The 26,658-nt window shown below is 61.5% G+C and carries 23 protein-coding genes; 8 read left to right on the top strand and 15 right to left on the bottom strand.

Annotation, left to right across the window (positions count from 1 at the left end; all coding sequences use genetic code 11):
* Positions 1-77: 77 nt before the first annotated feature.
* The 3 genes from hpnI to B0G80_RS30065 all read right to left on the bottom strand — a co-directional run bounded on the left by hpnI (position 78) and on the right by B0G80_RS30065 (position 4,013).
* Complete coding sequence (hpnI, locus tag B0G80_RS30050) at positions 78-1,220, bottom strand: bacteriohopanetetrol glucosamine biosynthesis glycosyltransferase HpnI (RefSeq protein WP_181920205.1); 1,143 nt, start codon at positions 1,218-1,220, stop codon at positions 78-80.
* Between the two features lie 784 nt (positions 1,221-2,004).
* Positions 2,005-2,682, bottom strand: a complete 678-nt coding sequence (locus B0G80_RS30060) for a carbonic anhydrase (RefSeq protein ID WP_116123766.1) — start codon at positions 2,680-2,682, stop codon at positions 2,005-2,007.
* Between the two features lie 17 nt (positions 2,683-2,699).
* Positions 2,700-4,013, bottom strand: coding sequence for a DUF2254 domain-containing protein (locus B0G80_RS30065; RefSeq protein ID WP_116121590.1), 1,314 nt, complete (start codon positions 4,011-4,013; stop codon positions 2,700-2,702).
* 459 nt (positions 4,014-4,472) lie between these two features.
* Between B0G80_RS30065 and B0G80_RS30070 the strand changes: the two genes are divergently transcribed.
* Together B0G80_RS30070 and B0G80_RS30075 are read left to right on the top strand one after the other, a co-directional pair.
* Complete coding sequence (locus B0G80_RS30070) at positions 4,473-5,459, top strand: hypothetical protein (protein WP_258879238.1); 987 nt, start codon at positions 4,473-4,475, stop codon at positions 5,457-5,459.
* A 180-nt stretch (positions 5,460-5,639) separates the two neighbouring features.
* On the top strand, positions 5,640-5,912 hold the full coding sequence (locus B0G80_RS30075; RefSeq protein ID WP_106277844.1) for a hypothetical protein: 273 nt from the start codon (positions 5,640-5,642) through the stop codon (positions 5,910-5,912).
* Between the two features lie 38 nt (positions 5,913-5,950).
* On the opposite strand, the gene B0G80_RS30080 is transcribed toward B0G80_RS30075, so the two are convergent.
* Genes B0G80_RS30080 through B0G80_RS30090 form a run of 3 tightly spaced genes read right to left on the bottom strand, consistent with a single transcriptional unit; the run spans position 5,951 to position 11,057 of the window.
* On the bottom strand, positions 5,951-8,422 hold the full coding sequence (locus tag B0G80_RS30080; protein ID WP_116121592.1) for a mechanosensitive ion channel family protein: 2,472 nt from the start codon (positions 8,420-8,422) through the stop codon (positions 5,951-5,953).
* On the bottom strand, positions 8,423-9,418 hold the full coding sequence (locus B0G80_RS30085) for a 2-hydroxyacid dehydrogenase (protein ID WP_116121593.1): 996 nt from the start codon (positions 9,416-9,418) through the stop codon (positions 8,423-8,425).
* Positions 9,419-9,464: 46 nt separating this feature from the next.
* Positions 9,465-11,057, bottom strand: a complete 1,593-nt coding sequence (locus B0G80_RS30090; protein ID WP_116121594.1) for an aspartate:alanine exchanger family transporter — start codon at positions 11,055-11,057, stop codon at positions 9,465-9,467.
* 500 nt (positions 11,058-11,557) lie between these two features.
* On the opposite strand from B0G80_RS30090, the gene B0G80_RS30095 reads away from it, so the two are divergent.
* On the top strand, positions 11,558-11,815 hold the full coding sequence (locus tag B0G80_RS30095; protein ID WP_106277851.1) for a hypothetical protein: 258 nt from the start codon (positions 11,558-11,560) through the stop codon (positions 11,813-11,815).
* 177 nt (positions 11,816-11,992) lie between these two features.
* A complete protein-coding gene (locus tag B0G80_RS30100; protein ID WP_116121595.1) occupies positions 11,993-12,496 on the top strand; it encodes a hypothetical protein in 504 nt (167 codons plus the stop codon).
* Between the two features lie 58 nt (positions 12,497-12,554).
* On the opposite strand, the gene fabI is transcribed toward B0G80_RS30100, so the two are convergent.
* From fabI to B0G80_RS30120, 4 genes are read right to left on the bottom strand one after another with little or no spacing between them, the layout of a single operon-like run.
* Positions 12,555-13,337: an enoyl-ACP reductase FabI gene (gene fabI / locus B0G80_RS30105; RefSeq protein ID WP_116121596.1), complete on the bottom strand. Its 783-nt coding sequence runs from the start codon at positions 13,335-13,337 to the stop codon at positions 12,555-12,557.
* Positions 13,338-13,367: 30 nt separating this feature from the next.
* Positions 13,368-14,552, bottom strand: coding sequence for an acetate/propionate family kinase (locus B0G80_RS30110; RefSeq protein ID WP_116121597.1), 1,185 nt, complete (start codon positions 14,550-14,552; stop codon positions 13,368-13,370).
* Positions 14,553-14,556: 4 nt separating this feature from the next.
* Complete coding sequence (locus B0G80_RS30115) at positions 14,557-15,495, bottom strand: phosphate acetyltransferase (RefSeq protein ID WP_116121598.1); 939 nt, start codon at positions 15,493-15,495, stop codon at positions 14,557-14,559.
* A 51-nt stretch (positions 15,496-15,546) separates the two neighbouring features.
* A complete protein-coding gene (locus B0G80_RS30120; protein ID WP_116123767.1) occupies positions 15,547-17,889 on the bottom strand; it encodes a DUF3141 domain-containing protein in 2,343 nt (780 codons plus the stop codon).
* Positions 17,890-18,130: 241 nt separating this feature from the next.
* On the opposite strand from B0G80_RS30120, the gene B0G80_RS30125 reads away from it, so the two are divergent.
* Positions 18,131-18,343 (top strand): DUF2964 family protein, encoded by a 213-nt coding sequence (locus B0G80_RS30125; RefSeq protein ID WP_116121599.1) that lies wholly within the window; start codon positions 18,131-18,133, stop codon positions 18,341-18,343.
* 234 nt (positions 18,344-18,577) lie between these two features.
* Here B0G80_RS30125 and B0G80_RS30130 read toward each other — a convergent pair whose 3' ends face one another.
* The 4 genes from B0G80_RS30130 to B0G80_RS30145 form a co-directional block, all read right to left on the bottom strand.
* Entirely contained in the window at positions 18,578-18,976 is a 399-nt protein-coding gene (locus tag B0G80_RS30130) for an RT0821/Lpp0805 family surface protein (RefSeq protein ID WP_116121600.1), read from the bottom strand.
* A gap of 34 nt (positions 18,977-19,010) precedes the next feature.
* Positions 19,011-20,735 (bottom strand): SulP family inorganic anion transporter, encoded by a 1,725-nt coding sequence (locus B0G80_RS30135; protein ID WP_116123768.1) that lies wholly within the window; start codon positions 20,733-20,735, stop codon positions 19,011-19,013.
* Between the two features lie 277 nt (positions 20,736-21,012).
* Positions 21,013-21,978: a DUF2950 domain-containing protein gene (locus B0G80_RS30140; RefSeq protein WP_258879074.1), complete on the bottom strand. Its 966-nt coding sequence runs from the start codon at positions 21,976-21,978 to the stop codon at positions 21,013-21,015.
* A gap of 3 nt (positions 21,979-21,981) precedes the next feature.
* Positions 21,982-23,358, bottom strand: a complete 1,377-nt coding sequence (locus tag B0G80_RS30145) for a DUF3300 domain-containing protein (protein WP_258879075.1) — start codon at positions 23,356-23,358, stop codon at positions 21,982-21,984.
* A 389-nt stretch (positions 23,359-23,747) separates the two neighbouring features.
* Between B0G80_RS30145 and B0G80_RS30150 the strand changes: the two genes are divergently transcribed.
* From B0G80_RS30150 to ydiK, 3 genes are all read left to right on the top strand, one after another.
* Complete coding sequence (locus B0G80_RS30150; RefSeq protein WP_106278373.1) at positions 23,748-24,173, top strand: glycine zipper family protein; 426 nt, start codon at positions 23,748-23,750, stop codon at positions 24,171-24,173.
* Positions 24,174-24,270: 97 nt separating this feature from the next.
* The gene (locus B0G80_RS30155) at positions 24,271-24,855 is read left to right on the top strand and encodes a hypothetical protein (RefSeq protein WP_116123770.1); all 585 of its coding nucleotides are present in this window, start codon (positions 24,271-24,273) and stop codon (positions 24,853-24,855) included.
* Between the two features lie 52 nt (positions 24,856-24,907).
* On the top strand, positions 24,908-26,056 hold the full coding sequence (gene ydiK / locus B0G80_RS30160) for an AI-2E family transporter YdiK (protein WP_116121602.1): 1,149 nt from the start codon (positions 24,908-24,910) through the stop codon (positions 26,054-26,056).
* A 275-nt stretch (positions 26,057-26,331) separates the two neighbouring features.
* On the opposite strand, the gene B0G80_RS30165 is transcribed toward ydiK, so the two are convergent.
* A complete protein-coding gene (locus B0G80_RS30165; RefSeq protein WP_106277869.1) occupies positions 26,332-26,589 on the bottom strand; it encodes an RNA-binding protein in 258 nt (85 codons plus the stop codon).
* Positions 26,590-26,658 lie beyond the last annotated feature (69 nt).

The raw sequence follows: 26,658 nt of genomic DNA on the forward strand, positions 1-26,658 counted from the left end.
CAGCAGCGATGCCGGCACTTTGAAGCAACCCGCCTCCCGCATAGCCCAACTTGTGCGCGCGAATCGCTTTTGCTTCATCAATCGATTACCCGTTCGTCCTGAACGGACGACAACAGGCCGTCGCTGTCCACTTCGAAACGGAAGCCGCGCCATGTCACACGCGACGACCAGAAACTCGCGACGAATATCGCAAAGGAAACGATATCCCACAACGGCGACAGCCATAGATCGCGATGTGCATGGCGCAAAACGCGGTCCGACACCAGCTCGAGCGCGAGCCTGGCGCCCATTGTCGCGAGGACGAGTTGCCACGACCACGCGGCGGCGCCGGACAACATCACGGCAAACAGTGAGAATGCGAGCGGGTGAACGAGCACCGACCCTAGATACCCGAGTGGATCGACACGGCGGATCGTGCGGCTCCAACGCAGTTCGTGCGCGATCAGCTGGCGCGCACTGCTTTCAACACAGGCATGCGCGACCGTGAAGGGCGGAATCGACACCTTTTCGCCGGCGAGCCGCACCGCCTCACCGATCGCATGATCCTCGGCCAGATGCCTGGCGAATTGCTCAAAGCCGCCGATCTTGTCGAGCGTCGTGCGTCGCATCGCGATGGTCTGTCCAAAACATGGCCGCGCGAGGCCCAGTTCGAGGGCGATTACCACGCCGGGAAGGAACTGGTAGTTGGTGGCTTTCGCCGAAAGGCGCGGCCAGAAACCCGCGTCGGGTTTGCCGCAATAAATGCACGTGACGAGTCCGACGCCCGGCTTCTGCAACTCGCCGATGACCTTGCCCAGGTAGTCGGGTGCGACGCTCACATCGCTGTCAGCAAACACCAGTACGTCGTATCGCGCTTGCGGCATCATGTTCAGGATGTTGCTGATCTTGCGGTTCGGCCCATACAGCCGCGCATCGGCGACCACGGTGATGTGTGCTTCGGGATGCAGGCGCCGCAGGGCATCGACCGTGAGTAGCGCCGGGTCCGCCGGGTCGTTCACGCCGAACAGAAACTGCACCGGGCCGGGATAGTCCTGGTGGCAAAAGCTCGAAAGATTGGCGAGCAGTCCCCGCTCGTCGCCGTAGAGCGGTTTGACGATGGTGACTGGCGGATAGCTGCTCGGCACGCACGCCGAGCGCCGGAAAAAACGTCTGATTAGCAAGGCCGCGACGATCGTATAGGCGATTCCGAATACCGCCCCCGCGCCACACGCCACCGCCATGGCCGCGATCAACAGACGCACGGCGCTCACGCTGCGTGACCAGGCAGGAAGTGGAAGAACCTGACGCCCTCGCGTAGGCACCGCCTCGTTGCAAAACGTCGTGCCCGCACACGGCGCGCCGCGCAAAGCACCTGCGCATCGGCGGCGACTGACGCAAGCTGGGCATCAGGCTCCACTGAACATGGTTCCTCGGTCCTCTCGATGAAAGCAAACGCAGGATCGAAATATTTCTCAAGAATGTCGTACAACGGGGCCTGCAAGAATGAAGTTTTCATGAAGCCTCGCGTAAGCACCGCTGGTGCGCTTACAGTTTTTGACCAATGAAATGCTTGCAAGTAAAAACTCGCTCTGGACGAACTGCGCCGTGTAGATGGAGGTAAAACTAGAGCCTGCCTAGGGAGCGGTGGCTTCGCCGGAGCCCTCCGGGCTTAACTGCGGGACCGTGGTGCCGCCTTCGCTTGCACCGGGAGTGGCGGCTGGCACAATCACCGCCGGCGGGGTCGGCGCTAGCGCAGCGTCGACAAGGAATCCAGTCGACGTTAGGAAAATCACGGCTGACAACACAAAGCCCATTGAGCGTGCCTCCCGGTGCTTGTGACCCGTGCCGACGACCGGGCCATTCGCTTTCTGGCTTTTACATCCTAGACCAAAATGGGCTAATACGATGCATCATTTCAAACTGGGTATCAGCAACGCGTGAACGACGGTTAACGAACTGCAACGTAAGCAATACTTTGCATATCGATTCGACTTTACTCCGCGAACCGTACTGCGACAAAACCATTCACCGTGCCCGTGCGGCAAGGCGCTCAATGATCCGGTCAGCCATCGCGCGGTCGATGACTTCGAATGAGCGGCTCGTGCGCAGGTAGGCATACATGTCGCCCGTCGCGATGTCGAACCACCAGCCGCTCAGCACCAACGCCCCAGCCGCGACCTGCTGGCGCACAATCGGATAAGTCATGAGATGCTCGAGTTGCACAAGTACGTTGAGTTGCGACAATTGATCGTGCGGTTTCAGCGTGTCATCGAGCGGACCTTCGTGTTCGAGGCGAAACGCTGCGGTGTTGGCGTGGCACAGCCATTTATCGAGGTTCGGCGTTTTCAGCTTGGCGTTGCGTGTAGAAACGGCTTTCATCGCACCGCACCCGGAATGCCCGCACACAACGATATTCGCGACTTTCAACACCAGCACTGCGTACTCGATCGCGCTCGCCTCGGAGAGGTCCCCGGTAGACACTCCCTCTGCGGTCGCCGGCGGCACCAGGTTGCCGACGTTGCGCATCGTGAACAGATCGCCCGGATGGGTCGAGGCAAGCAGATCGGGTACAACCCGGCTGTCCGAGCACGTGATGAAGAGCGCGTCAGGCGCTTGCGAAAGCGCGAGCTTGCTGAACTGCTTCGCGTATTGCGGCAGCATTTTCTCGCGGAATTCGACGATACCCATTATGAGTTTGCGCACGGCTTGCCTCCGCAAGGCTAGTTGTTCGCCGGCGAGGCTGCCGAACCTCCAAGCCCTTGCGAGTCAGGGATACGTGCCAACGCCAGGTCCTCCGGAAACGGATGCTTCAATGCAATCGCGCGATCGAGCAGCATCAACTCGACGAGCAACGCGGCATGACGATGCTCCGGCAGCCTCTGGATGAGGTTCTCTATCGCCGCGCGCAGACGCCGCGCGATTTGAATGCTGCCCGCGCCGCACTGTCGTATCTCGCGGAAACTAATGTGCACGAAGTCTTCCCATTTGGGCGTCCACAAGATCACACGCACCCGTCCCGATCCATCCACCATCTCTTCGATGTGCAAAGACCGTTTGCCCACCACCCGCAATAGCCGGTGCAACTGATCGATCGCAAGCACCGCTGTGGTGGGATCGTTGATCGCTGCCGAAAGCGCTTTCAGCGCAATATCCACCAGGATGCGAAACGCGAACATAGGGTCCTGCTCCATCGTGCGTTCCGTTCCGAAAGCAACGAGCGCGCGCAGCCTGCTGTCGTCGATTGCGCCAGAGTTCCCGTACAAATGGAACAAGGGTTCGCCCATCGCGACGAAATCACCGACTTGCGGCACGAATTCGATGACTGCGTCGGCACGCCGTGCCTTGGTCACCAGCATTTCCAGATTCAAGGCCAGAACGATGCCGGACTTGCCATGGTGACGAACAATGTGGTCCGGCACGTCTCGCTCTTTGTCACGTTTCGCGGGAGTCGCTCCGTCCGCAGACAGGGCTGGATAAACGCTCTCGATGACGGCGATCCCCTGCTCTCCGACGCGAGCCACAAGACTCACGGGACGCAGAAATTTCGCGGCGTAATCAATCAGGAAAAGAAAAGCGACGACCGAAGCGAACCCAAATAGCGCCGCAATGAACAACTGAAGCTGGTGTACCTCATTTTCCCCCATCCACGCCAGCGTTCTATTTGCAAACAGCAGTGTGAAAACGAATAATCCCGAGATGCCACGAATGATGTTGTCGCGCAGCAGTGTCGTCGCGATGATCCGCGGGGTGTACTGACCGCCAGCGACCTGGATTGCGACGAGCAGCGAACCGAACGTAAACACCAGAAACGCCATGTCTGCGGAAACGATGTCACCGAGCAACGACCGCGCGCCAGTCATGGACAGCCCAAGAAAGCCGGTCTTAGGATCAAGGCTCCCCTGCCTGATCATCCACCTGCCCACCATTTCGGCCACAGGCTTCACCACGGCATAGATCGCGACGGCGAAGAGCGGCACGGTCCACAGCGAAGATCTCAGATAGCTCTTCAAACTGTACCAGCGATTCCAGCCCATGCCTGCTATCTCCCTACGATTCATATTGCAGCGGACACCCGTCGGTGTCCAGTCCAGCGCTGCGGGAACGTCCACGGCCTCCCGTTCTAGCCGCGGTGCACGACCGGCCAACACGTGAACCTTCCTGACACAATATGTTCCCTGAACTTCAGGCCGGTCAATGAGACCTTAGGCCCACAGGATAGGGACGCCGCGCTCAGCTACAGTAATTGGCGCCGAAATCTATCGGCTCGTTCAGCGATACAATTGGGCGGGCTTCGATGTAGCCTGCTCCTGGTGCTGCGAACGGTTGAGCGGTCGTGACGCGCCAGGTCGGTTGTCTCGAACTATTGTGCTGGCACGGAATGGCGGTCTCGTGGAAGACAAGCAGAACGATCTAACTGGCAGGAGTGTGTCATGCTCGTTCGGTACGCTGTGTGGCAGGTTGCAATTGTGCGGGCGATGGCGAGGTCGCTTGAAATGCCCGCGCTCCCGACGCGTCGGCCCCGGCGCGCAGCATGGGTGTGCGGCGCTCTGACCTTCGCCCTGCTGCCGTGCCCGTCGAATGCGCAGACCGCACCGAGCCAACCGCCGGGGAGTGCCGTGGTCGGTGGAAATGTGAAGCAACATGCCAACGCTGTGCTCTCCATCATGACCTACACAACAGTGCCCGACGTTACGACCAGTAACCTGTCGGTCAATAACGGCACTACGGGCAATCCCGGCTTCGGTCAGACGCAGTTCGGGGGCGGCTTCACTATCAGCAAGTCGTTCCCGTTGTACATGGAGGGCACGCTCGCCTATAGCCGTTACGATCCGACCTTTGTGGCTACAGAGGGCGCTGAGCAGCGTCCGGTGCCGACACGATGGAACACTTTCAGCGGCACGGTGGGCCTCGGCTGGGATTTCCGGATCACAAATGAACTGGTGTTCCGTCCGATCCTGAACGGTACGATCGGACGCGTTTCCAGCGATCTGAAGGTGGGGCAGTCGATCTTCAATCACGTCACTGATCGCAATCTACAGTTTCTCGAGAATGGCTCGCTGGACGCGTACGGCTACGGTGGCTCACTCATGCTCGACTACGAGCATTACCGCGAAAACTACGAGATCGATGCCGAACTGCGTGCCACCGACATCTACCTGCGCAGCTTCGGCGGTTCATCGGAGGCAGTTCAGGGATCGGCCATGGCGCAGCAACTGAGCCTGTGGACACGCTGGCGGGCCCCTACCGGCTGGCACGCGCTGGACCGGCCGATCCGCTATGTGCTGGAAGCCGCGTACTCGCACTATTATGGCGACAGCGCCGGCGTGCTGGGGTTCAACGACCTCACGTCGTTGGGAGTTGGGCTTGAACTCGATAGCAGCAGGTATCCCATCATCATCACGCGCACGCGCGCGATGGTGCGGTACGTGTTCGGACACAACGTGCATGGCGTTTCATTCGGGTTTGCAATGAGTTTCTAGCTCTTTTGCACCGTCGCCCTCAAATCCCGGTTTGCCAGCAGCACGTTGCGAGCGGCTGGCCGACTCCGCAGAGCGTGCAGGCGGTCCAACCCGCCTCATTGGACCAAAGTCCTATATAACATCTCGCTCAATCTGTATAGGCTGAAGTCCGCTGCCTGGCAGACCAACGCGGAGATATTCATGAAAAGCACCATCGCGGCCGTCATTACGGCTTCCGCTGCACTGTTGTCCCTTCCTGGCGCCTGGGCGCAACAAAGTTCCGGCGCGAGTTCATCGTCAACCTCTGAACATCCTGATGAGATCGTCAGGATGCACCAGCAGGTTGCCGCAGCGAATCGCGAATACAACCGTGAGGTCGCGGCTGCCAAAAAAGTCTACGACCACAAGAAAGCGGAAGCGAAAAAGAAGCGCGACACTGCGGTTGAAGCCGCCCAACACGGCACGAGCCAGTAAAAGTATTCTGATTTTTTCAATGGCTCACGTACCGCATCTTAAAGACGTCCGGTATCGCTACCGGGGGAATTGATGGACGATTTGGAACCTGTCTGGACCACGGGCTGAGTTGCGGGCGGCTCCTTGAGCACCCGCGGTTCCACTGGCATGGTACTAGCCGGGCCGCGCGCTGCCTCATTGTTCGCGTCGTTCGTTTGCCCGCTGTCGTCCTCGGCGTCCTCGTCAGACTGCGGCCATGCATTGGGCCCGTTTGCCCGGGTATGAAGCCGCATATGCGGTACAGGAATTTCAATACCCGCTTCATCCATCTTGCGCTTGAGTCGGGCGTTAAAAGCGCGCGCCACGCTCCACTGCTGCAACGGCCGCGTCTTGATCTGCCCTTTCACGACCATCCAGTTAGCCTCGAATCGGTCTAGCCCCCACACTTCGACGGGCGCAAGTATTTCGTTGCGCAGGCGAAAATCTTCCTGCAGGTCGGCGCCCACTTCCACAATCATGCGTGTGACGTCATCGAGTTCAATGGCGAAGGGCACCCGTACCTCGAACACCGCGTTGGCGAAGTCGCGCGACAGGTTCTTTACGATCTTGATCTGCGAGAAGGGAATGGTGTGAACCGCACCTTGTCCGTCGCGCAACCGGACCGTGCGGATCGTCAGATCCATAACGGCGCCAGCATGGCTGCCGTCAATCTCAATCCAGTCGCCGACCGAGATCGTCTCCTCGATAATGATGAAGAGGCCCGTGATCAGATCAGTGACGAGTGCCTTCGCACCGAAGCCGACCGCGAGACCGATCACGCCCGCACCCGCAAGGAGAGGTGTCAGATTGACGCCCAGAGTGGCAGCGGCAACGATGGCAGCGAGCGTCACAACCGTCACGGAAACAGCGTTGCGTACGAGCGGCAACATCGTGCGCGCCCGCACGCCGGGATCGAGTGCTTTGTTTCGCGAACTGCTCGGGCCCAGCGCGTTAAGGATTGCGGTATCGCAAAGTATCCATATGAACCAGGCGCAGAAAACCGTCGCGATGACTGTAACCAGCGCGTGCTTGAAACTGGGTGTCATCGTGCCGTGCTTGATCATCCGCGCAATCGGACCGCTCCACAGGTCCAGTTCGAATTGAATGAACGCAAGCCACATCAAAAGAACGAGTAGCGTGCTCGCGAAGCGCAAGAGTCGCATCAGGTGAGGCGCGCGGCGGTGCACGCGGGTGTCCCTTCGGCGCGTCAGGTGCATCAGCAGCGCCGACACGAACAGCGTGAGCACGAGTAACAGCGCACTGAGAAGCGACGGCTGCAATACGTTTTCTTCCGAACCGCGCGCGTCGATAATCGCAACGACCGACGCGATCGCGATTAAAAGGATCGGGATGTGCCACAGCGATGCGAGGATATCGAGCGCCTCCGTGGCGAGTTTGTGGTCACGCCTTCCCGCATACGGGCGATTGCGTATCAGATGCGTGACCGGCCGGCGGTAAGCGATTGCGAAATAACCGATCAGGACGGCCGCTGCCACGTTGGCGGATGCCGACACGAGCCCGGCGAGATTCACGCCGAGCAGGCCAGTGACGTCCGGATTGGCTGTCGCGTCGCCGAGCGCGCCACATGCACCGATCGCGAAAAGCGGCCAGCGGCTTTGCGCGAGCAACTGGTGAACCGCGACACGCCGGTGGGCCGTATTGAACACCGAGAACACGATCAGGCAGAGCGCCGAGAAAATCGAACCCGCGACTATTGTATAAACGATCACAAGCCCTAACGTGCTGCCGAGCGCGTCAGGCATGCCTCGCATGAACAACGCCACCGCCACGAATGCGACGATCCATGGCGCCGTGCGCCAAAATGCAAAACTCAAAAGTTCGAATGAAGTTGGACTCGGTTCGAGCGTGACCTTCCAGCCATAACGTGCACTGACGCTCCGCCCGAGATAGATCAACAGGCCGGCGCACGCGGCCCAGCCCGCAAGCGTCCCGATCAGGCCAAGCAGGACGTTGCCGAACGACTCTCCGCTTGCGCCTCTGAGAATGGTCAAAAGATCGTTGGCCGCCGCGCTCGAACGAGCCGCCCAGTAATGCAACGGTGTGCGGCCCTCGCTCAAATCCGTCTCGACAGACGCAATGCCTGAGGCAATCGCGCCAAGCAGATCGCTGTTGTCCTGTGCGGACGATGCCGGCACCACGGGTGCGGCACTTTGGGTACCTGCACGAAGCCCCTTCAGCTGGGCGACCAGCGCTTTGCGCTCTGGGTCGCTCTCGAGCGTGCCGATCAGGCTGTCCAGCGAGCGCGCCAATTCGGCCTGACTCGCGAGCGTTGGTGTCGATGCAGCCTGTGCCGCCGAGGCGGCCGGCGCGGAGCCACCCGTCGCATTGTCGACGAGGTTTTGCAACCCGGATGGCAACGCGGCGGCCGCCGGATTGATGACCGCCGCGGACAGAACGAGGAAGCCTGTCACGCTCAGCCATAAGCAGGCGAAACTCACCCGCCCGCACGTTACGTCCGCAGAGGGTTGCATTCAGCTCGCGCTAATCTGATTCGAAAGCGGCTTGCCCGTCTCGAACTCCGTGACGCTTTGCAGGGTCGTGGCGCAGATCGTCGTGACCGCCTCGCGCGTGAGAAAAGCCTGGTGTCCCGTCACGATCACGTTCGGGAATGTGATGAGCCGCTGCAGTATGTCGTCCGCGATGATGGTGCCGGACAGGTCGCGAAAAAACAACTCTGCCTCCTGCTCGTACACATCGATCGCAAGACCGCCCAACTGGCCACTTCTCAGCGCGGCGATCACCGCCTCAGTGTCGATGAGCGCGCCGCGGCTCGTATTGATCAGCAGCGCGCCGGGCTTCGCGCGCGAAAGCGTATCGGCGTCGATGACGTGATAAGTCTCGGGGGTAAGCGGACAATGCAGCGAGATGATGTCCGCGCTCACGCCGATTTCTCCCGGCAGCGCGTAACGCGCTCCTAACGCCTCGAATTCCGGCGACGGAAACTTGTCATAGCCGATCACGTTACAGCCGAACCCCACCATGATCTTACCGAAGACCCGCCCGATCTTCCCTGTGCCGATAACGGCGACCGTCTTGCCGCACAAGTCGAAGCCCATCAGACCGTCGAGGGAAAAATTGAAATCGCGCGTGCGATTGTAGGCGCGGTGGATCTTGCGGTTGATCGCCATCAGCAGCGCGACAGCGTGCTCGGCCACCGAGTTCGGCGAGTAGTCCACCACACGAACCACCTTGATCCCAAGGCTCTCCGCCGCTTTCAGATCGACGTTGTTAAACCCGGTGCAGCGCAAAGCGACAAGCTTCGTGCCGCCCTGCTTTAGCGCCTGAAGTACGGGCGAATCCGCGAGGTCATTGACGAAGATGCACACGGCGCCGTGCCCTGCGGCGAGCGCCGCCGTCTCGACGTCGAGGGGCACGTCGAAGTACTGAAGACGGTGGCGGTGCGCCGCGTTCGCGGCGTTGAGATACTCGCGGTCGTAAGGCTTCGCGCTGAAGACGGCTATGTCCATCGAGGGCCTCCGTGGCTGGTCGAGGTTCGGGGGTTCGGCTGACGCACTATCCGCCCGTCAGTAGCACGGCAACCTGCACGAACAGGATTTTCACAATGGTCATCGACGGGAAAATCATTGCGTAGCCGACGTCGGGCCGATCGGTCGGTGCGACACGGTTAGCGAATGCGAGGATCGCCGGATTGCCCGTCGCGCCGCTGATGACGCCCACCGTCATGTCGAACGGCAGCCTGAAAATCCATAGGCAGACAAGCGCCGTAACGACGACGAGCGCGAGAAGAATAGCGACGCCATAGAGCAGGAACGACACGCCCGTTACGCCGATGGTCGCGAAGAATTTTGGGCCAGAGGTAATGCCCACCTGCGCAAGGAAGATAGTCAGGCCGAAGTTGCGCAGTACGAGATTGGCCGAGAGCGGCATCGTCCAGACGAACGGCCCGAAGCGCCGCACGCGGCCGAGGACGAGCGCCGTCAGAAGGAGCGCCGCGAGCCCGAGCGCGAGCTTGCCGACACCCGGAATCGTGAGCGGAATCGCGCCTACCAGGAGGCCCAGCGCCGCGCCGGCGCCAATCGAGATGAAGTTCAGCTCGGCCGTGCCCTTGATGGAATCGCCGAATAGAGCACGAATCGGCTTGAGATGCGCGCGATTGACGAGCACGCCGACCCGGTCGCCGAATTCGAGGACGAGCTCCGGGTTCGGCATGAGGTCGGCGTCGCCGCGGCGCACGTGTGCGATCGTGCAGACGACGCCCTCGGGGAAACGGATGTCGCGCAACATGCGTCCGACCACGCCCCGGCTCGACGCGAACACACGCGCGTAGTCGAGATCCTCCCGATGGCTCGCCATGCGGCCGGGCTGCAGTTCGCCGGACATCGAGGTGGCCTCGCGCAGCACGGCGGGGTCCGTGGCGGTGGCGAGAAGGACATCGTCGGCGGCGAGGACGAGATCGTCGGCGGGCGGCCGATTGTGGTGGTCGCGGCGAACCGCGGCGATCCCAAGCCCTGACGGCATGCGTGCCGCGAACTCCGCCAGCGTCACACCGATGAACGCCGGATTTCTCAAGGCGATCTCGGCGGTCTCGACGAGCTTGGGCGGCGGCCGCGCGATGTTCGGCTTGAGCAGTGCGCTAAGGGCATACAGGAAGAGGATCGGCCCCGCGACGCCCACCGGATACGCGACGCTGTAGCCCACCGTCGGGCCGTCGCTCTTCATGGCGGCCATCGCGGCTTGCAGGCTCGCGGTGCTGGTGCCCGCGCCCGCAAACATGCCTAGCGCCTCCTCCAGCTTCACGCCGAAGAGCGGCACCAACGCAACGGACACAAGCCCGCCGATCACCACCCCGAGCACCGCAGCCGCATTGGCCTTGAGACCCTCGATGCTCGTCAGGCCCTTGAAGAACTGGTCGCCGTACTGGATGCCGATACCGTACAGAAAGAGTAGCAGCCCGAGCGTGCCGAGCAGCGCGGGCGGTGCTGCCTTGGGCGCGAAACCGCCGATGGCCAACCCGACGAACAGCACCGCCCCGGCGCCGAGCGACACCCCCTTGATGCTGATCTCGCCGACCAGATAACCCAACGCGACCGTCAGAAACAACGTGAAGAGTTGCTGGGTTTCGAGCAATGTCCTGAGTGCATCCATAACAGTTCCTTTCGAGGCACAAGGACGCTGCGGCGTATCGAACCGCCGCGCCTGGGTCGCTCCACCCGCTTGACGCTCGTCCGGTCACATTAGCTGGGATTGAAGCTTTTCGACTGTCTGAAGGCGAAATTTCAATCTAGGTTTAAAGACCTGGAATGACAATACGACCATGGTCCGATGCCTTAGCAACAGGCGGAGACTCGTAGCTTGAACTACGATGGTAAGCGGAGTCAGAGCATTAATTTGGGTAACGAACCATCAAGTCGGTGCCTACTATTCAGGGGGCGTCAAACCAGACGTCGAAGCGCAGAAGTACAAACCCGACATCCGCGCGGCGCTCGCGGCGCCAACATCCAGAAGTTTGAAGCGCTTGCTGCCACGCGCCCGCGTGTCGTGCTGATCGATGCGTCCCGGTTCGACACTGCGGCCCCGAAGACGGCCGACGTCCCCGCAACCCAGTCCTTCAGCAGCGGCCCACGCACCCTACTGGAGGTCATGCCATGTCTAAATGGAACCGTCGATTCACCGGGCTTGTAGTCGCAACGCTTCTAACGGCTTCGACGGGAGCGTGCTGGGCGACGGAGCAGGCGCAGCAACGCCGCGCCGGACGCGATGTTCGCCAGGACACTCGCCAGGGCGCGCGACACACCAAGCAGGATTGCCGCGCCGCCAATCAGCAAAGCAATTCGCAATGCCGGCAGGACAAGCGACACACCAAGGAGCAGGGACGCCAGGCGGCCCGAAACATCAAGTACTGAGTCTGGGTCGATGCCCACCACCAAACTGAGCGTCGCCAGATTACCGCAGCCTCGTTGTTTCGAGCGTAGCAAGCACGTCCGACAGCAACCCATGCCTGCGTTCGTCTGTTAAGCGAGGCGCGATGTTCCGTGAGAACAGAGACTGTCAGGTCTGATCACCCGTACCGGAGCATTCACATGCTTAATCGACTCGTATTTTTAATGGCATGTACCGCGGCGCTGGTTCTCGCGGCTTGCACGGAGCCGCACCGGCAGGTCGAGGCTGGTGCAGACCAGTCCGTACTTATCGGCCGGTTGGGTCCACCCAAGGAAACTTACGATCTGCCGAACGGCGGCAAGCGGCTGATGTGGCCGACCCAGCCCATGGGTACGACGACTACCGCAGCCGACATCGACGCTTCAGGCAAAGTGCTGGGTGTTCGACAAGTACTTCAGGACAATGAGTTCCATCGCGCGGAGATAGGTAAGTGGACCCGCAACGACGTGCTCGTCAACTTTGGCCGCCCCTTCGAAACCGCCTACTTTAAGCGAACGAACCGGGAGGTATGGTCATACCGGTACCTGGAAAACAATATCGACCATCTGCTCTACCACTTCTACTTCGATGATCAGGGCATCCTGCGGCAGACGCAGAGACAGCCCGATCCGAGATTCGATCCCAGCATGCGCAACCGGTTCTAGTGACAAGGCGATGATCTCTGTCAGGTCGATGCGTTCGAGGTTAACCGCATCGATCGGATCACGCCATGATGTGCACCCCTCCATCGACATATAACGTCTCACCCGAGAGACGTCGCGCATACGGCGTCGCGAGAAAGGCACAGGTGAAACCGACGTCCATAATGTCGACCAGCTCGCCGAGCGGTGCGCGCTCGGCCGCTTCTGTCAGCAGAAGATCGAAGTCCTTCAGGCCCGATGCCGCACGCGTCTTCAACGGGCCAGGCGAGATCGCGTGTACGCGGATACCCTGCGGTCCGAGTTCATAGGCAAGATAGCGCGCGCAAGCTTCGAGCGCAGCCTTGACGGGGCCCATCAGGTTGTAGTTCGGGACAACCTTGTTCGCACCGTGATAGCTCATGGTGAACATCGAGCCTCCATTTTTCATCAAGGGTGCGGCAAGCCGCGCCATGCGCACGAACGAATGGCAGGAGATATCCATCGCGGCGCCAAACCCTTCAGACGAGCTATTGAGCAGCCCTCCCTGAAGGTCGGCCTTCGGCGCCCACGCGATGGAATGCACCATGATGTCCAGCTGATTCCATTCACTTGTGATCCGCCCGAATACTGCTTCCAGCTCTTTCTGGCTCGACGCGTCGAGCGGCATGAAAATCGGCGCGTTAAGACCCGTGGCAAGCGGTTCGACATGGGGCTTCGCCTTTTCATCGGCGTAGGTAATGGCCAGTTCGGCGCCCAGTTCGCGAAACGCCTTTGCGCAGCCATAAGCGATCGAGTGTTCGTTCGCAATACCCGTCACGAGCGCTTTCGCGCCTTGCAAAACAGGCTGTGGATGATCCAGACTCATCACAAGATCTCCTTACACTCTCACGCTCGTTCAGTGAGCGCCAATCAGATTACGGGTGTGCCGCGCGATCATCAGTTCCTCATTGGTGGGAATGACCCATACGCTGACTTTGCTCGAAGCAGCACTGATGCGCGGACCGTCCGCAGCGTTTGCGTTCTCGTCAAGTTCGATGCCACACCAACGCGCCTTTTCAGCGACCCGCCGGCGGATTTCCGCCGACCGCTCACCGATGCCGGCCGTGAAGACCAGTGCATCGAGTCCATCGAGCGCGGCCACGAGCGATCCGAGTTCGCGCCCGATCCGGTACGTGTACAGCTCGATCGCGAAACGCGCGCGGGCGTCGTCGCTCGCGAGCAGAGTGCGCATATCGCTCGATATACCGGACACACCCAATAGACCCGAGCGGCGATACACCAGGTCTTCCACCTCGCGCGCGTTCATGCCCAGTTCGTCGAACAGATACAGGATGACGCCGGGATCGAGATTGCCGCAGCGCGTGCCCATCGGCAGTCCGTCTACAGCGGTGAAGCCCATCGTGCTCGCGACGCTGCGGCCTCCCAACATGGCGCACATGCTCGCGCCGTTGCCCAGATGCGCGACCACGGTGCGCCCTTTCGCGGCCTCCGGTGAGATGTGCGGCAACGCTTTCGCGATGTATTCGTATGAAAGACCGTGGAAACCATAGCGCCGCACGCCGCGCGACGTAATCGACTCGGGCAGTGCGAAGGCGTAAGCGAGTTCCCCCTGGGTTGCGTGAAATGCGGTATCGAAACAGGCCACCTGAGGCATCGCCGGATTCTGCGTCGCGATGATGCGAATCGGCTTCAGATTGTGGACCTGATGTAAGGGCGCCAGTGGTGCAAGCTTGTCGAGTTCGTCGAGTACATCGGGGGTGGCAAGCGCCGGTTGCGCGAAATGCTGGCCTCCATGCACGACGCGATGCCCCACTGCGATAAGGCGATTGCCGCCGCGATTGCTGCGCAAGAACTCACCGATATAGGCAATCGCGCTTTCATGTTCGAGCCGTGCGGCAGCGCCCCACTCTTTGACGCCGAGTTGTTCGCCGGACTGGTCGAACGCCAGGAACCGGGGCGCGGAGAAAAGGCCTTCGATCTGGCCACGCAGCACCAGCGCCAGATCCTGCGACCCGGCATCGAAGGCGCTGAATTTGATGCTGGACGAGCCGGCATTGAGTACGAGAATGACATCGGCCATCGCTTCACCCCATGAGTCTGGCTTCTTCCTTGCGCATCCGCGCCACCATCGATGCGACCGCACAGGACGCTAGCCGCGTCCTGACCGAATCCGCGCGACTCGTCAGAATGATCGGCACGCGCGCGCCGAGCACGATGCCCGCGGCATCCGCGCCCGCAAGAAAAGACAGACTTTTTGCCAGCATGTTGCCCGCTTCCAGATCGGGCACCATCAGCACGTTCGCACGGCCGGCTACTGGCGAGTCGATCTTCTTGGTTCGTGCCGCTTCGAGATCGATTGCATTGTCGAGCGCAAGAGGCCCATCGACGAGCGCGCCCGTGATCTGGTGGCGGTCGACCATCTTGCACAAGGCCGCGGCCTCGATCGTCGATGGCACCTTCGGACTCACTGTTTCGATCGCCGACAGGATAGCCACGCGCACCTCAGGCATCTGCATCGCGTGCCCAAGATCAATGGCGTTCTGCAGAATGTCGACTTTCTCCGCAAGCGTGGGCGCGATGTTGATGGCGGCATCCGTGATGATCAGCGCGTTCTCGTGCCCAGGCACGTCCATCACGAAACAATGGCTTACCCGGCGCGCCGTGCGCAGCCCCCTTTCGCGGCTCACGACCGCACCCATCAGTTCGTCCGTGTGCAGACTGCCCTTCATCAGCGCCTCCGCTTTGCCTTCGCGCACCAGTTCGACTGCCTTTGCAGCGGCGGCGTGACTGTGCGATGCATCGACGAGGGTGAAGTCCGCGATGTCCAGGTTCTCTTGCGCGGCGATCGCCCGGATGCGCTGCTGCGGCCCAACGAGAATCGGTATGATCAGCCCAAGCTGCGCTGCCTGAACCACGCCTTCCAGCGAGCTTCGATCGCACGGGTGCGCGACTGCGGTGATGACTGGCTGTTGCGTGCGGCAAAAGTCGATGAGCCGTTGATACTTGTCATGCTCGCGGTCCATGAGATCTCCTTCGTGCCGGAGGCCCGGCTGGCTGGCACCGCTGTCAAGGACCTAACGCGCGGATGCCGATGCTTGAGGCCCGCGCTGGGCCTTCACAGGTAGAATCGATTGAATGCCTTCTAGCATGCTCAACTGTGCGGGTGTCGGCTCTGCGCCTTGCACGCGGCTATCGGCAAGCAGCTTGGCGATCAGCCCGAGCAGTTTCCTGCGATCTTCGCGGTCGCCGAGCAGGACGGGAAGCGTGGCAAGCGCCTGATCCGGCTCGTAGGACACGATGATTTCCTGCTCGCCGCGAATGCGCCGCCACTGATCCGGCGGAAGTTGCGGCAGGTACTCCGCGTAATCCTCGGCGAGTTGCTGGCGCAATACCAGCCGCGCAAGCGGAAGTGCTTCGCCTCGCCGCGCCAGCAGACAGGCCACCCGCGCAACGGCTTCGCTGTAGCCGCCCTCGGTCATTGACGAAAGCGCATCTTTAACGAACGGCAGGTCTCGCGGATTCGCCTCGGCTCGAGCGGATTTTTCAAGCGCATCGTTCCGCTCGCCGCCCTCATACGCGGAAAACATGTTGCCGTAGAGCGAGAAGAATGCACTTTCGGTCGCGGCGTCACGCATCGCGCGATAGTAGTCTAGCGATGCGCTGACCATGTCGGCGCCATATCGTTCGAACTGCCGCAGCGGCATGTCAGCCTGTGCGTCCGTTTTGCGTGTCGCGCTGACCGCTTCGGCGGCCGGTCCAAGCCAGGCGAGCCACGGGTTCATGTCCGAGAATGCCCAACGCTGCGCGCGCAGCGGATGAAACTGCCGTAGCAAAGTGGCCGTCGTCTCGTTCGACATGGCCTGCACGAACGGCTGAACGAAGAACTCGTACGCCCGCTGATTCAACTCCGAGACCCGCTTCACGGCCTCGAATGGCTGCTCGTCCACTCGCTCGAACCGGTTAAACCGCGCGCTGACCTCTTCAAGCCGATGTTCGCGCAGTTCCACGTCGTATTCAGTCGCGCCGTTCGCTCCTTCGCGTTCGGTGATCTCCATGCCATACAGTCCCGGTGGAAACGTCTCAATCGTCTCCAGCACCGACGTGATCTGCGTATGCTCTTTTTTCGCCACCTTGCCTGACACGAAGATGCCGAGGTGGCCGATGCTCTTGTGCATGAGCCCGACAATCACCTGGCCGCGCGCCTTGATTTCTTCCGTGCTGCCGTAGATGTCGGCGACCCAGTTGAACGCCTGTTGCGGTGGCGTGATGTTATCGCCGAGCGAGGCGAACAGAATGATTGGCGACTTGATGTCGCGTAGATCGAATGCGCCGCCACCTACGCCTCTGACTTCGCCGGACCACAGTTTGTTGCCGATGAACAGATTCTGCGTAATCCACTGGATCTCTTCGCGGTTCATTAAATAGTACCCACCCCACCAGCGTTCGAAGTCAAGGAAACGCGGCGGCTCCGTATCGACGTTATCAAAGAGGTGGTAATACTTGTCCCACAAGCTATTGGCGGGATTGAGGTTCTCGAAGTTCTGAACCAGATGGGCACCGTCGAACTTGCCGTTGCCGAGATCCGCGGTGAGTGACGCGAGCCAGGTGCCTCCCAGCATGCCGCCAGAATAACGCATGGGGTTGTCGCCCTCCCCTTCGCTCCACGCGCCGCTCCAGTAAGACATCGGCGCGCCGTTGATGACGAGCGGCCCCGTATGGTCCGGGTCGGAACTCGCCACCATCATCGCGGCCCAGCCGCCCTGGCAATTGCCGACGATCGCGGGCTTAGCGCTGTCGGGATGCAACTCGCAGACTTTCCGGACGAACTGTTGCTCCGCCGCGCAAACATCGAGCATTGTCTGGCCGGGTTCCGGGTCGCGGAAAAAGATGACGAAATACACCGGATGCCCGGCCTTCAGCGCCACCCCCGCCTGTGAATCGTCCTTGAAACCGCCGATGCCCGGGCCATGACCCGCGCGCGGATCGATGATCACATAAGGGCGTTTGCGCATGTCGATCGACACGCCTTCGGGCGGCAGGATACGCAGCAACGCATAGTTGACAGGACGCGCGAACAGGCGGGCGTCGAGCACGGTCTCGTAAGCAAAATGCAGCACCGGCTGCAATCCGCGAGACGTCTGGTCGACAAAACTATTTCCGCGCTGGCGCAGCGTGTCCCAAAAGAGTACCGTGCGCTGCATCACGTCGACGGCATGGCGGTAGCCAGCCCACGGGTCGAGCGCGGCAGCCCACGCGCTGCCTGGCGACCCGGCGCCGCGGTCGGCTCCGAGACGGGTCGCGGCATCATGTACGCGTTGGCTGAAACCCTGCTGCGCGATTTGCGAGCGCTTCTGATAAAGACGCGCAACCTTCGCGGTGATCTCCTGACTCCGGGAGATCTGATTTTTTGCGTCCAACATGGCATGATCCTCCACATAATGGCCAACGTTGTAGCGTCATGCCATTGCAACGCCAATCTGTGGTTTGCCGATCGATACGGCTCACCACAATGGCCCTTCTCCCGACAACAGGCAATACGACCTTGGTCCGACGAACCCACCCCCGGTTATCCAGACCCAAAAGTAATTCCTCGCTCCCGCAGCGGCGCCTGATGTCCTAAACTGAAGTTCAACTTCGCGCGAGTGCCGGGGGACGTTAATGAAACGCTCTGAATTCAGAATCGGCTGTGCGGCGGTTGGCGTTTTTATCTGGATCGGGGGACTCTATGCGACGATCCGGGGTCTGCTCTATGAAGTGCCACAAGAATTCCGCTATGGCGTCCTGGCACTCATCATTGGCGTGGCGACATTCGTCATAGCACTAAACCCCATGGCAAACCACCGGTCGAGAAAGCGAGGCGAACCCCGCTGACGGGCGGCGCAATCGCTGCTGCCGTATCCGCCGCGAATGGCTGGCAGCATCGCCAGGTTCGCCGCGCTCAACCGCGCCTCCACCCGCCACCTTGATCAATTCGTCTTTGAATTCCGAACGGACTGAGCGCGGCGAGCCCCGCCGCCTTCCCGGTATCCTGCGTTTCCCGCTTGCTCATTTGCACTCTCCAGGAAAAACTTTCCCCGGTCGGCGTCGCCCGTTGCGACGCTCGGCTCATTGCCTGAGGATCTTCCAGGGGCCGCTGCCCTGTTTGCAGACAGTCGGCGTCCAGCTTTGCGTCTGGCCTTTTGCGATCGCGACAAGCGTCGTGGTGCGGCAAGTTTTGTCGCCCTCCTTCGAGGTATCGCGCGGAGTCACCGTGCCCTTGATCGAAACGGAGTTGCCGGTGCCCGAGTTGTTCCATTCCATCGATTCGCCATCTTTCTTGGTTTCGAGCGCCACCTGGGCTGCGTCGTTGAGCGCTTTACGGTCAGCTTCCTTCATGTAGCTCACCGGCGTGTCTTTCAGGAAATTCAGATTCGCGGCATGGCTAAAAGTCGCGCCGGCCAGCAACGCGGCGCCGGCGAGCCGGCGCGCGAACAAATGGACGGTCAGGGGGGAATGCGCTTGCATGGATCATCTCCGTTGATAGCGGTACGGCCACATATCACGTAGCGGCCCGTGGTGCCACACCTGGGCCATCGGCAATTTTCCCCTGCGACTGAAACTCGTCGACGAGGTCCGCCACCGAGCCGCGCCGACCGATGTGGCCAAAACGGTCTTCGAGCCCCTCGGCACGAAGCATGTCGCGCACCTCCGCGTGTGCGGCAACCACTTTCATCGCCGTGCCGGCGGCCAGCAGCGCGTCGTGCAACGCCTTCAGCATCCGCGCGCCCGCGAGGTCGACAACCGGCGACGCGGACAGGTCACAGATCACCAGTTCGACTGGCTCGGAAGCTGCGCGGATTCTCCGCCAGACGGTCTCGCGCACATGCTCGACATTGAAGTAAAGCAGCGACGCCTCGACGCGCACGGTCAGCACATGCGCAATCGCCTCGTTCTCGGCATGCCGCTCGATGTCCGAGAAAATTCGCGTGCCAGGGATACGCCCTAGCACCGCCACATGAGGATGCGCGGCACGCCGGATGATCAGGAGCATCGAGACAATGACCGCGACGATCACGCCATTCAGAATTCCCAGCACCAGCACCGCCGCGAACGCGACCATGGAGATAGCGAATTCAAAATGGCTGACGCGCCAGAGATGGCGTAGCTCACCGATATCGACCAATCCCTTCACGGCCACCAGCACAATGGCCGCCAGCACGACATTGGGCAAGTTGGCGAGCAGACCCGTCAGGAACATGAGACAGAGCCCGATGGCAATCGACGCGAATACGAGCGCAAGCGGAGTCTTCGCGCCCGCCTTGTCATTCACGGACGATTGAGAAAGTCCGCCGGCGACCGGATACGCCTGGAATAATCCGGCAGCCAGATTTGCGGCTCCCAGAGCGAGCAGTTCCTGGCGCGCGTCGATCTCGTAACCGTGGGCCTGCGCGAGCGCGCGCGCGGCCGAAACGCTTTCGACGTACGCCAGCAACAGGCACGCAAAAGCGAGTGGAATGACGCCATCGACATCGCGTATCCGCAGCCCTGGCAGGCGGAATTCAGGCAACCCTTGAGGCAGGGCGCCCACCAGCTTGAATCCAGAACTGGCCAGCGGCGTGACGGACAACACGACAATCGACGCGATCACGACGAAGAGCGCAACCGGACGCCCCGGCAGATATTTTTCGCCGAGCAGCAGCAACGCAATGCAGACCAGACCGAATCCGAGCACGACGAGATTGGTCTGCCCCAGCTGCCCGCCGAGCACGGCAATCCGCTCGAAGAACGACTCTCCGCCACCCTTGACCCCGAAGAGTTTAGGCAGTTGGGTCATCGCGATAGTCAACGCCGCGCCCGCCTTGAACCCGAGCAGGATCGTCTCGCTGATGAAATTGACCAGTGAACTCAAGCGTAGCAGCCAGGCCACCAGACACATGCCGGCGATCACCACGGCCGTGAGCGCCGCGATCGAAGCCCAGCGCGCCGGATCGCCGTTGGCCATCGCCGCGACGGTCACGCCGACCAGCATCGAGATCGCCGAAGTCGGACCGATCGCGAGTTGGCGCGACGAGCCGAACAGTGCGTAGAAGAGTCCCCCGACGAGATAACCGTAGATACCGTATTGCGCAGGTAAACCGGCCAGCAGCGCATACGCGAGCGAAACCGGAATCCCGTAGGCCGCGAGCGTGACTCCGGCTACCGCGTCCTTCACGAGCCATCGAGGCTGATAGGCTCCGAGCCATTGCGCGGGCGGAAACACGTTGCGCCACCCGCGCGCGGGCATCTGATCCGTCACCGGCTCGGTGACGCTGGATTCGTTGGTCAACGTAGCGCCTCGCAGACGGAAGCAAACTCGACAGGAGCACGGCCGCACGCCGTTGCACGATATGGTGCGCGATGCCCCCGGGCCGGGCCGTGCTGCTCCTCAAGCATAGTCGGTGGTCTGCGCGGTCCACATCGGACCTTGGTCCTAGATGCCTGCGTAGCCACGCTGTCGTACTGTCGTACCGTCGAAGCCGCCGGCGCCCCACTGGAGCCGGGCATAAAACGCGGCGACCGCCTCAATAGGGATCGTTGACGCGCTGCCATGTTTGGTCCGGATCGAACACCGTGACGGGCGGCGCGTTCGCGCCACGATCTTTCTGGTAAATCACCCCGTTGTTGTTGACCACGAAAGTCATCACACCGGTCGTGCCATATTCGGCCGGATAGGCGACCATCGCAAAACCGGCCAGCATGTGCCCGTTGATGATGTAGCTGAAGGCGCCGCCCGCCGCGTTCTTGCCTTGCCGCGTCAAGATGCGGAAGTGATATCCCCGATAAGCGTCACCCGCCTGGTGGCCCTTCAGATACGCTGAGCTGGCGGCGATCAGCGGTCCGAATGGACTGGCTTCCTCACCGCTGCTCTCGTCCGTCCGCCAGTAAAGGCCGTCCTGCCTGCCGGGCGTGCTGGCAAGTTTTTGCGCGTATTCCAGCAGGCCATCGTTGGTTCGATCACGTGACGCATATTCCCGCTGTGCTTCGACATAGGCGCGCAGCACGTGGATTGCCTCGCGCTCGTTTGCGCCGATACGGCGATTGAGGATTTCTTCCTCGCCGAGTTCCGTGGCAAACCGCCAGCTACCCTTCTCCTTCACGATGGGGATCGGCATCGGCCAAGCCTCGTCGCCGACCAGCAGAATCCGCCTGTCCGGTCCGGCTTCATCGAGGACATGGAAGGCATCCAGTTCCGCGCTCGCCTTGGCCCAATTCGCTTCGTTCTCCGCCTGATCCGGCGACACCACCAGGCGCTTGTGCGCTTCGCCGAAAATGGCGACCAGCGTCGCTTCATCGCGGGCCTTCAGCGCCTCGGACAAAGCGGTGACCGCCTGCTCCGGCGTCGCGAACGTGCGCTGCTCCGCGGCAAAGGCACCAAGCGGAATCAGCAATGCGAGAACCATCGCGTATAACCCGCACCATATTGCCAGGCGGGGCCGCCATTCCGCGCGCCGGTTCGTGCCGGTCCTGATCGGGTCAGTCATTGTCATCCCCTATCGCCGTCCACCACCGCGGCCGCCACCACCGCCACGTTGGAACCCGCCGCCACCGCCACCGCCCCGGCCGCCGCCCGATGAAAATCCACCGCCGGAATGGCCAGAAGCCCGGCTGTGGGAGTCGGAGAACGACTGACGACTCGCCGCGCCCCTTGAACTATTCGCCTGTGCGTCGCGCGCCGATCCGTAGCCGCTAAACGCATCGCCCCCGCCCCTTTGCGAGGCCCCCGCGCCTTGGTCCCGCGTGCCCGCCGAAGCGGGGCGCTGAGCACCCTGGTCTCTCGTGGCCGGCGTAGCCGGACGTTGAGCCGTTTGCTGCCGTCCTCCCGAAGCCGCATTACCACCTCCCGCGGCGCCGCGGGCCGGTGCGTCGCCGACCCGTTGCATGCCGGCGGCGCGGCCTGTCGTGCCGCTCACCTGGCCTGGCTTCTTCTCGGATCGCCATGCGGACGACTGCCCTCCCTGGCCTCGCGTGCGGTTGACATCGCCCGTGTTGATATTGCCTCGCTCGACATTCCTTTCCCGATCGCCTCGCTCGACGTTCCTCTCCCGGTTGATGTTGATGTTGTTATTGCCGCCGCCTCCGTAATGAGCCTCGTAGTGTCCGCCATTCCAGGCCGCGCCAATCGCCGCTCCCCATATCAGGCCCGTCGCGAGCGCCGCACCCGGAGCGTACGGATAGTAGTAGGCCGGATAAGGTGCAGGCAGGTAGGCATAACTCGGAGGCGCGCCGGCTACCACGACGGTGGTTGGGTTGTATTGCGGCACGTAAATTACCTGCGGGTCGGCCGGGACGATCTTGATCACCTCCTTCTCCACCACCACGACCTGCTTGTCGTCGGTTTTGAGCTGACCCGCCGCCTGCGTTTGACGCCGGAAGCGCTGCACCGCCTCCAGTACCGCGCCCTGATCGGCGACGACGGCTTCGCCGACGCTGATCGTCCAGTCGAGATCCGTACTCATTCTTTTGACGACCTCGGGGTAATTCAGCAAGGCCTTCACGGGATCGTGCCAGTTCTCGTTGACTTTGAGCGACTTGTCACTTTTGCGCTGATCGAGGAAGCGATCCGCCTGCACGATCTCCACCGGGTAAGTCGCGGCGGGAAGAATGATGGCGACGAGGTCGTCCGGATATAACGCAATGGGTCCGACAAGTTTGTCGAGCGTCGCAGCGGGAACGGCGGCCGCGCCGACGTCAGCCGCGGGGGCCTGCGCAATTGAGACCGTGGCGGACGACATGACGTAGAGCGCCAGCATTGCGACGATAACCGCATGGATCGAGATCCGGGGCAACTTGAGTTCCTGCACGACGATCGCTCGCGGCCACCTGTCGGGCGCCCACTCAAACGGGATGATCCGTTCAAAAGCACGCATAACGCGGTCCATTGTTGCTTCCCCTCACTCTTCACACTCAAGCAGGCTTGCGGCCTTTAAACGACCTTTAAAAGACAGTTATCCGAAGCAATGGAAACGAGACACACGTGCCCTACAAACAGTTTGGACCCGACGGGTGCCCTGTTGCAAATACGACCTTGGTCCGATTGCGCACTGCATGCCCTGGACGCAATGATGAGAGCGAAGATGCCATCGCTGCCGACACCTCGCCGAGCGCTCGATCCTGACAGGACTCAACACCCACGCCAGCTTCGATTTCACGCTCGTCCAAAAAGGCAGCCGGCGGTCCGCATAGGTGTGGACTTACGCAAGGAGTCGCCGTGATCACGTTGAGAAAGTACATTCTTCTCGCCGCTTTAGCGGGTTCGATGTCATGCGATGGTATGGCGCAATCGAAGCCAATTGCCTATCCCGCGAAAGGGCAAAGCGCGCAAACGCAACAGCAGGATGACGGCGCCTGTTATTCGTGGGCCAAGAACAACACCGGCGTGGACCCGGCGGCGATGGCCAACGCCCCGCCTCCGCCTTCCGGACCGGCGGTGGGCGGCGGCGAGCGGGTTCAGGGCGCCGCACGTGGCGCTGCCGGAGGCGCGGTCATCGGAGCCATAGCGGGCGATGCGGGCAAAGGGGCGGCGATCGGAGCCGCAACCGGTACGATGGTCGGCGGATCGCGTGCGCGGCAGAACCGGCGCGCGGCCGCGGCATCGACACAGTCCCAGACACAGGGTTCGATGGACACATTCAATCGCGCCTATGCCGCGTGTATGGAAGGTCGTGGCTACTCCATCAAATGAACTTTAGCGTGTAAGCCGAGTAATCCGCCCTGTCATGAAAGACCGGCGGCCATTCGGGCCTAAGTCGACGTGCGCGCAGGCGTTCAAGGAGAGCAGCATGAGAAACAGCAGACTCATCGTCGCAGCGGCGTTCGTGTCTTTCGCTACTATGGCTTCCGCCCAGACAGAGCCACAAGTGGCGGTCAACAGCGCGCCCGGCAAAGTATCCATGAAGGGCACAGTGAAGACGAGCTCGACTGTGGTGGGTATCGAGCCGGCCACCCGAACGGTGTGGCTCAAGGACGCCAAAGGCAAGGTCGTGCAAGTCGTGGTGAGTGAAGAAGCACGCAACTTCGACCAGCTGAAGATCGGCGACGTCGTCACGGCGGAGTATTCGCAGGCCGTTACCGTCACGCTCAAAAAGGGCGGCGCACCCCTGGCCGTCAACGAGAGCCAGACCTTGGAGCGAGCGCCGATGGGCGCCAAACCCGGCGGCTCGGCAAGCAGGGAGATAACGGTCATGGCCAGCGTGACCGCCGTCAACCACCAGACCGGCGCGATTACGTTGAAAGGCCCGCAAGGCAATTCAGTGGACCTTGTCGTACAGGATCCCGACCAGCTCAAGCTGATCAAAAAGGGGGACCGGTTGGAAGTGCTCTACAACGAAGCCGTGGCAATTTCCGTCGAACCTCAAGCCAGGTAGCCAGGTGGCCACGCAGGGTTGATTGCACAGTTGAACCGGAGCCGAACAGACAATGGATGATTTGGCCCAATCCTCTCCCGAGCCGCAGCGCCAGGTAATTCGGCCCCAAGTAGATCTAGCCCGAATCGTGCTGGCTGTCGGGACGCTTCTGCTGCTCATTGGCGGCAGCCTCTATATCGTGCATCCGTTCGTGCCCGCGTTGATCTGGGGCACCACGATTGTCGTCACGACATGGCCGCTCATGCTCAGAATCCAGCCGTGGCTCGGAGGACGGCGCGGACTCGCCGTCACCGTCATGCTGTTGCTGGAAATCGTGGTGATATGCATCCCCACCTACGCCGCGGTGTCGACGCTTGCCGGCCATACGGCCGACATCATGAACTTCGTGGAGGGCCTGCCTGGCTACGCACTTCCGTCGCCGCCTCATTGGCTCGGCAGTGTCCCGCTAATGGATCGTGTAACGGATGAGTGGCAAAAGCTGTCCGACGCGGGTCCGGGGGGCATCCTCGCGAAGGTGGAACCCTACGCCGCCGTCGTCGCGAAATGGCTTCTGCTTCAGATGGGTCTTGTCGGCTCGTTTGCCGTGCATCTGATACTGATGCTTATCGTGTGCGGCTTGCTCTATGGCCAGGGCGAGGCTGCGGTCGCCCTCGCGACCGCTTTGGCTTTGCGAGTGGCGCCCGGGAACGGCGCGAACATTATCCACCTCACAGGTCAGTCGATCCGCGCGATCGCACTCGGCGTCGTCGTCACGGCACTCGTGCAGGCTTCGCTCGGCGCTGTCGGGGTCTGGCTCGCGGGCATTCCATTCGCCGGTGTGCTCAGCGCGTTGATGCTTGTCATGTGCCTCATACAATTGGGTCCATTGCTGCCCATGCTGGGTTGCGTGATCTGGCTATTCATGCATGACGCGCAGTTGACGGCCAGCGTGCTGCTCGTCTGGACCATCGCCGTCTCGGCGCTCGACAACATTTTGCGGCCGATACTCATCCGTCGCGCGGTTGCGCTGCCGATGGTGCTCATCCTCTCGGGTGTACTAGGCGGTCTGATCGCAATAGGAGCAGTCGGTCTGTTCATCGGCCCGGTTATCCTTGCCGTCACTTACCATCTGCTCCGCGCGTGGATAGACCAGCCGGATAAGTTGGTAGCACAAGGCAATCAGGACGGTCAGGGCCACTTCGTCCCTCGACGGACCGATTGAGGCGAGACCACCCGACCGCCTTCCGTCGAACATGGGCACCCGGCAACGCGAGTACCTTGCAGACCATCTGCAGCCGCGCTCCAGCGCCTCTGTCTTCAGGCCCAGATTGGACAAAGCCCGATCGTTCTCATCGAGCTGCGCCTGCAGTCGCGCCCCTTCCGTGAAGCTGCACGATGCCTCGCTCGCCAACAGCGACCGGCCCCCGTCCCCTGTTGCCAACGCGCGGCGTCTCGACGACCACCACGACAGCAGACCCATACGCGGCTCCGGGCGTTCTATGATTCATCGCGCTCCGGAAGAAGCAACGCGGTGATCGTGCGGCCCTTCCAGAACAGGTTGTGGACGCGCGGCTGCAGCATGCGCAACCCGTCCGCCGTCACGTCGTCGAAAATCACCAGCGCCGCGGGCCGGGAGCCCGCGCCCGGGATACGGCGGATCGTACTGAATTGAGGGAAGCCATACCGGATAAGGAACGCCCCGATTTCCTCATCGGAGACGCTTTCTTCCACGTTGCCCAGCATCAGTTCAGCCATGATATTTGCTCCTCGATCGTTACCCTGCGCGCGGCGTTGCACCACGATGTCGATGCACGATCCGCACGC

The sequence above is a fragment of the Paraburkholderia sp. BL6669N2 genome (assembly GCF_003387275.1).
Classification (GTDB): Bacteria; Pseudomonadota; Gammaproteobacteria; order Burkholderiales; family Burkholderiaceae; genus Paraburkholderia.

Bases quoted from the DNA above. Each gene is read 5' to 3' on its own strand.
- fabI (WP_116121596.1), bottom strand. From the start codon at position 13,337: ATGAGTCTGGATCATCCACAGCCTGTTTTGCAAGGCGCGAAAGCGCTC.
- B0G80_RS30110 (WP_116121597.1), bottom strand. From the start codon at position 14,552: ATGGCCGATGTCATTCTCGTACTCAATGCCGGCTCGTCCAGCATCAAA.
- B0G80_RS30125 (WP_116121599.1), top strand. From the start codon at position 18,131: ATGAAACGCTCTGAATTCAGAATCGGCTGTGCGGCGGTTGGCGTTTTT.
- B0G80_RS30070 (WP_258879238.1), top strand. From the start codon at position 4,473: ATGCCCGCGCTCCCGACGCGTCGGCCCCGGCGCGCAGCATGGGTGTGC.
- B0G80_RS30085 (WP_116121593.1), bottom strand. From the start codon at position 9,418: ATGGACATAGCCGTCTTCAGCGCGAAGCCTTACGACCGCGAGTATCTC.
- B0G80_RS30100 (WP_116121595.1), top strand. From the start codon at position 11,993: ATGCTTAATCGACTCGTATTTTTAATGGCATGTACCGCGGCGCTGGTT.
- B0G80_RS30075 (WP_106277844.1), top strand. From the start codon at position 5,640: ATGAAAAGCACCATCGCGGCCGTCATTACGGCTTCCGCTGCACTGTTG.
- B0G80_RS30065 (WP_116121590.1), bottom strand. From the start codon at position 4,013: ATGGGCTGGAATCGCTGGTACAGTTTGAAGAGCTATCTGAGATCTTCG.
- B0G80_RS30135 (WP_116123768.1), bottom strand. From the start codon at position 20,735: ATGCCCGCGCGCGGGTGGCGCAACGTGTTTCCGCCCGCGCAATGGCTC.
- B0G80_RS30165 (WP_106277869.1), bottom strand. From the start codon at position 26,589: ATGGCTGAACTGATGCTGGGCAACGTGGAAGAAAGCGTCTCCGATGAG.
- B0G80_RS30140 (WP_258879074.1), bottom strand. From the start codon at position 21,978: ATGACAATGACTGACCCGATCAGGACCGGCACGAACCGGCGCGCGGAA.
- B0G80_RS30145 (WP_258879075.1), bottom strand. From the start codon at position 23,358: ATGCGTGCTTTTGAACGGATCATCCCGTTTGAGTGGGCGCCCGACAGG.
- ydiK (WP_116121602.1), top strand. From the start codon at position 24,908: ATGGATGATTTGGCCCAATCCTCTCCCGAGCCGCAGCGCCAGGTAATT.
- B0G80_RS30150 (WP_106278373.1), top strand. From the start codon at position 23,748: ATGTCATGCGATGGTATGGCGCAATCGAAGCCAATTGCCTATCCCGCG.
- B0G80_RS30090 (WP_116121594.1), bottom strand. From the start codon at position 11,057: ATGGATGCACTCAGGACATTGCTCGAAACCCAGCAACTCTTCACGTTG.
- B0G80_RS30130 (WP_116121600.1), bottom strand. From the start codon at position 18,976: ATGCAAGCGCATTCCCCCCTGACCGTCCATTTGTTCGCGCGCCGGCTC.
- B0G80_RS30080 (WP_116121592.1), bottom strand. From the start codon at position 8,422: ATGCAACCCTCTGCGGACGTAACGTGCGGGCGGGTGAGTTTCGCCTGC.
- B0G80_RS30095 (WP_106277851.1), top strand. From the start codon at position 11,558: ATGTCTAAATGGAACCGTCGATTCACCGGGCTTGTAGTCGCAACGCTT.
- B0G80_RS30155 (WP_116123770.1), top strand. From the start codon at position 24,271: ATGAGAAACAGCAGACTCATCGTCGCAGCGGCGTTCGTGTCTTTCGCT.
- B0G80_RS30115 (WP_116121598.1), bottom strand. From the start codon at position 15,495: ATGGACCGCGAGCATGACAAGTATCAACGGCTCATCGACTTTTGCCGC.
- hpnI (WP_181920205.1), bottom strand. From the start codon at position 1,220: ATGGCGGTGGCGTGTGGCGCGGGGGCGGTATTCGGAATCGCCTATACG.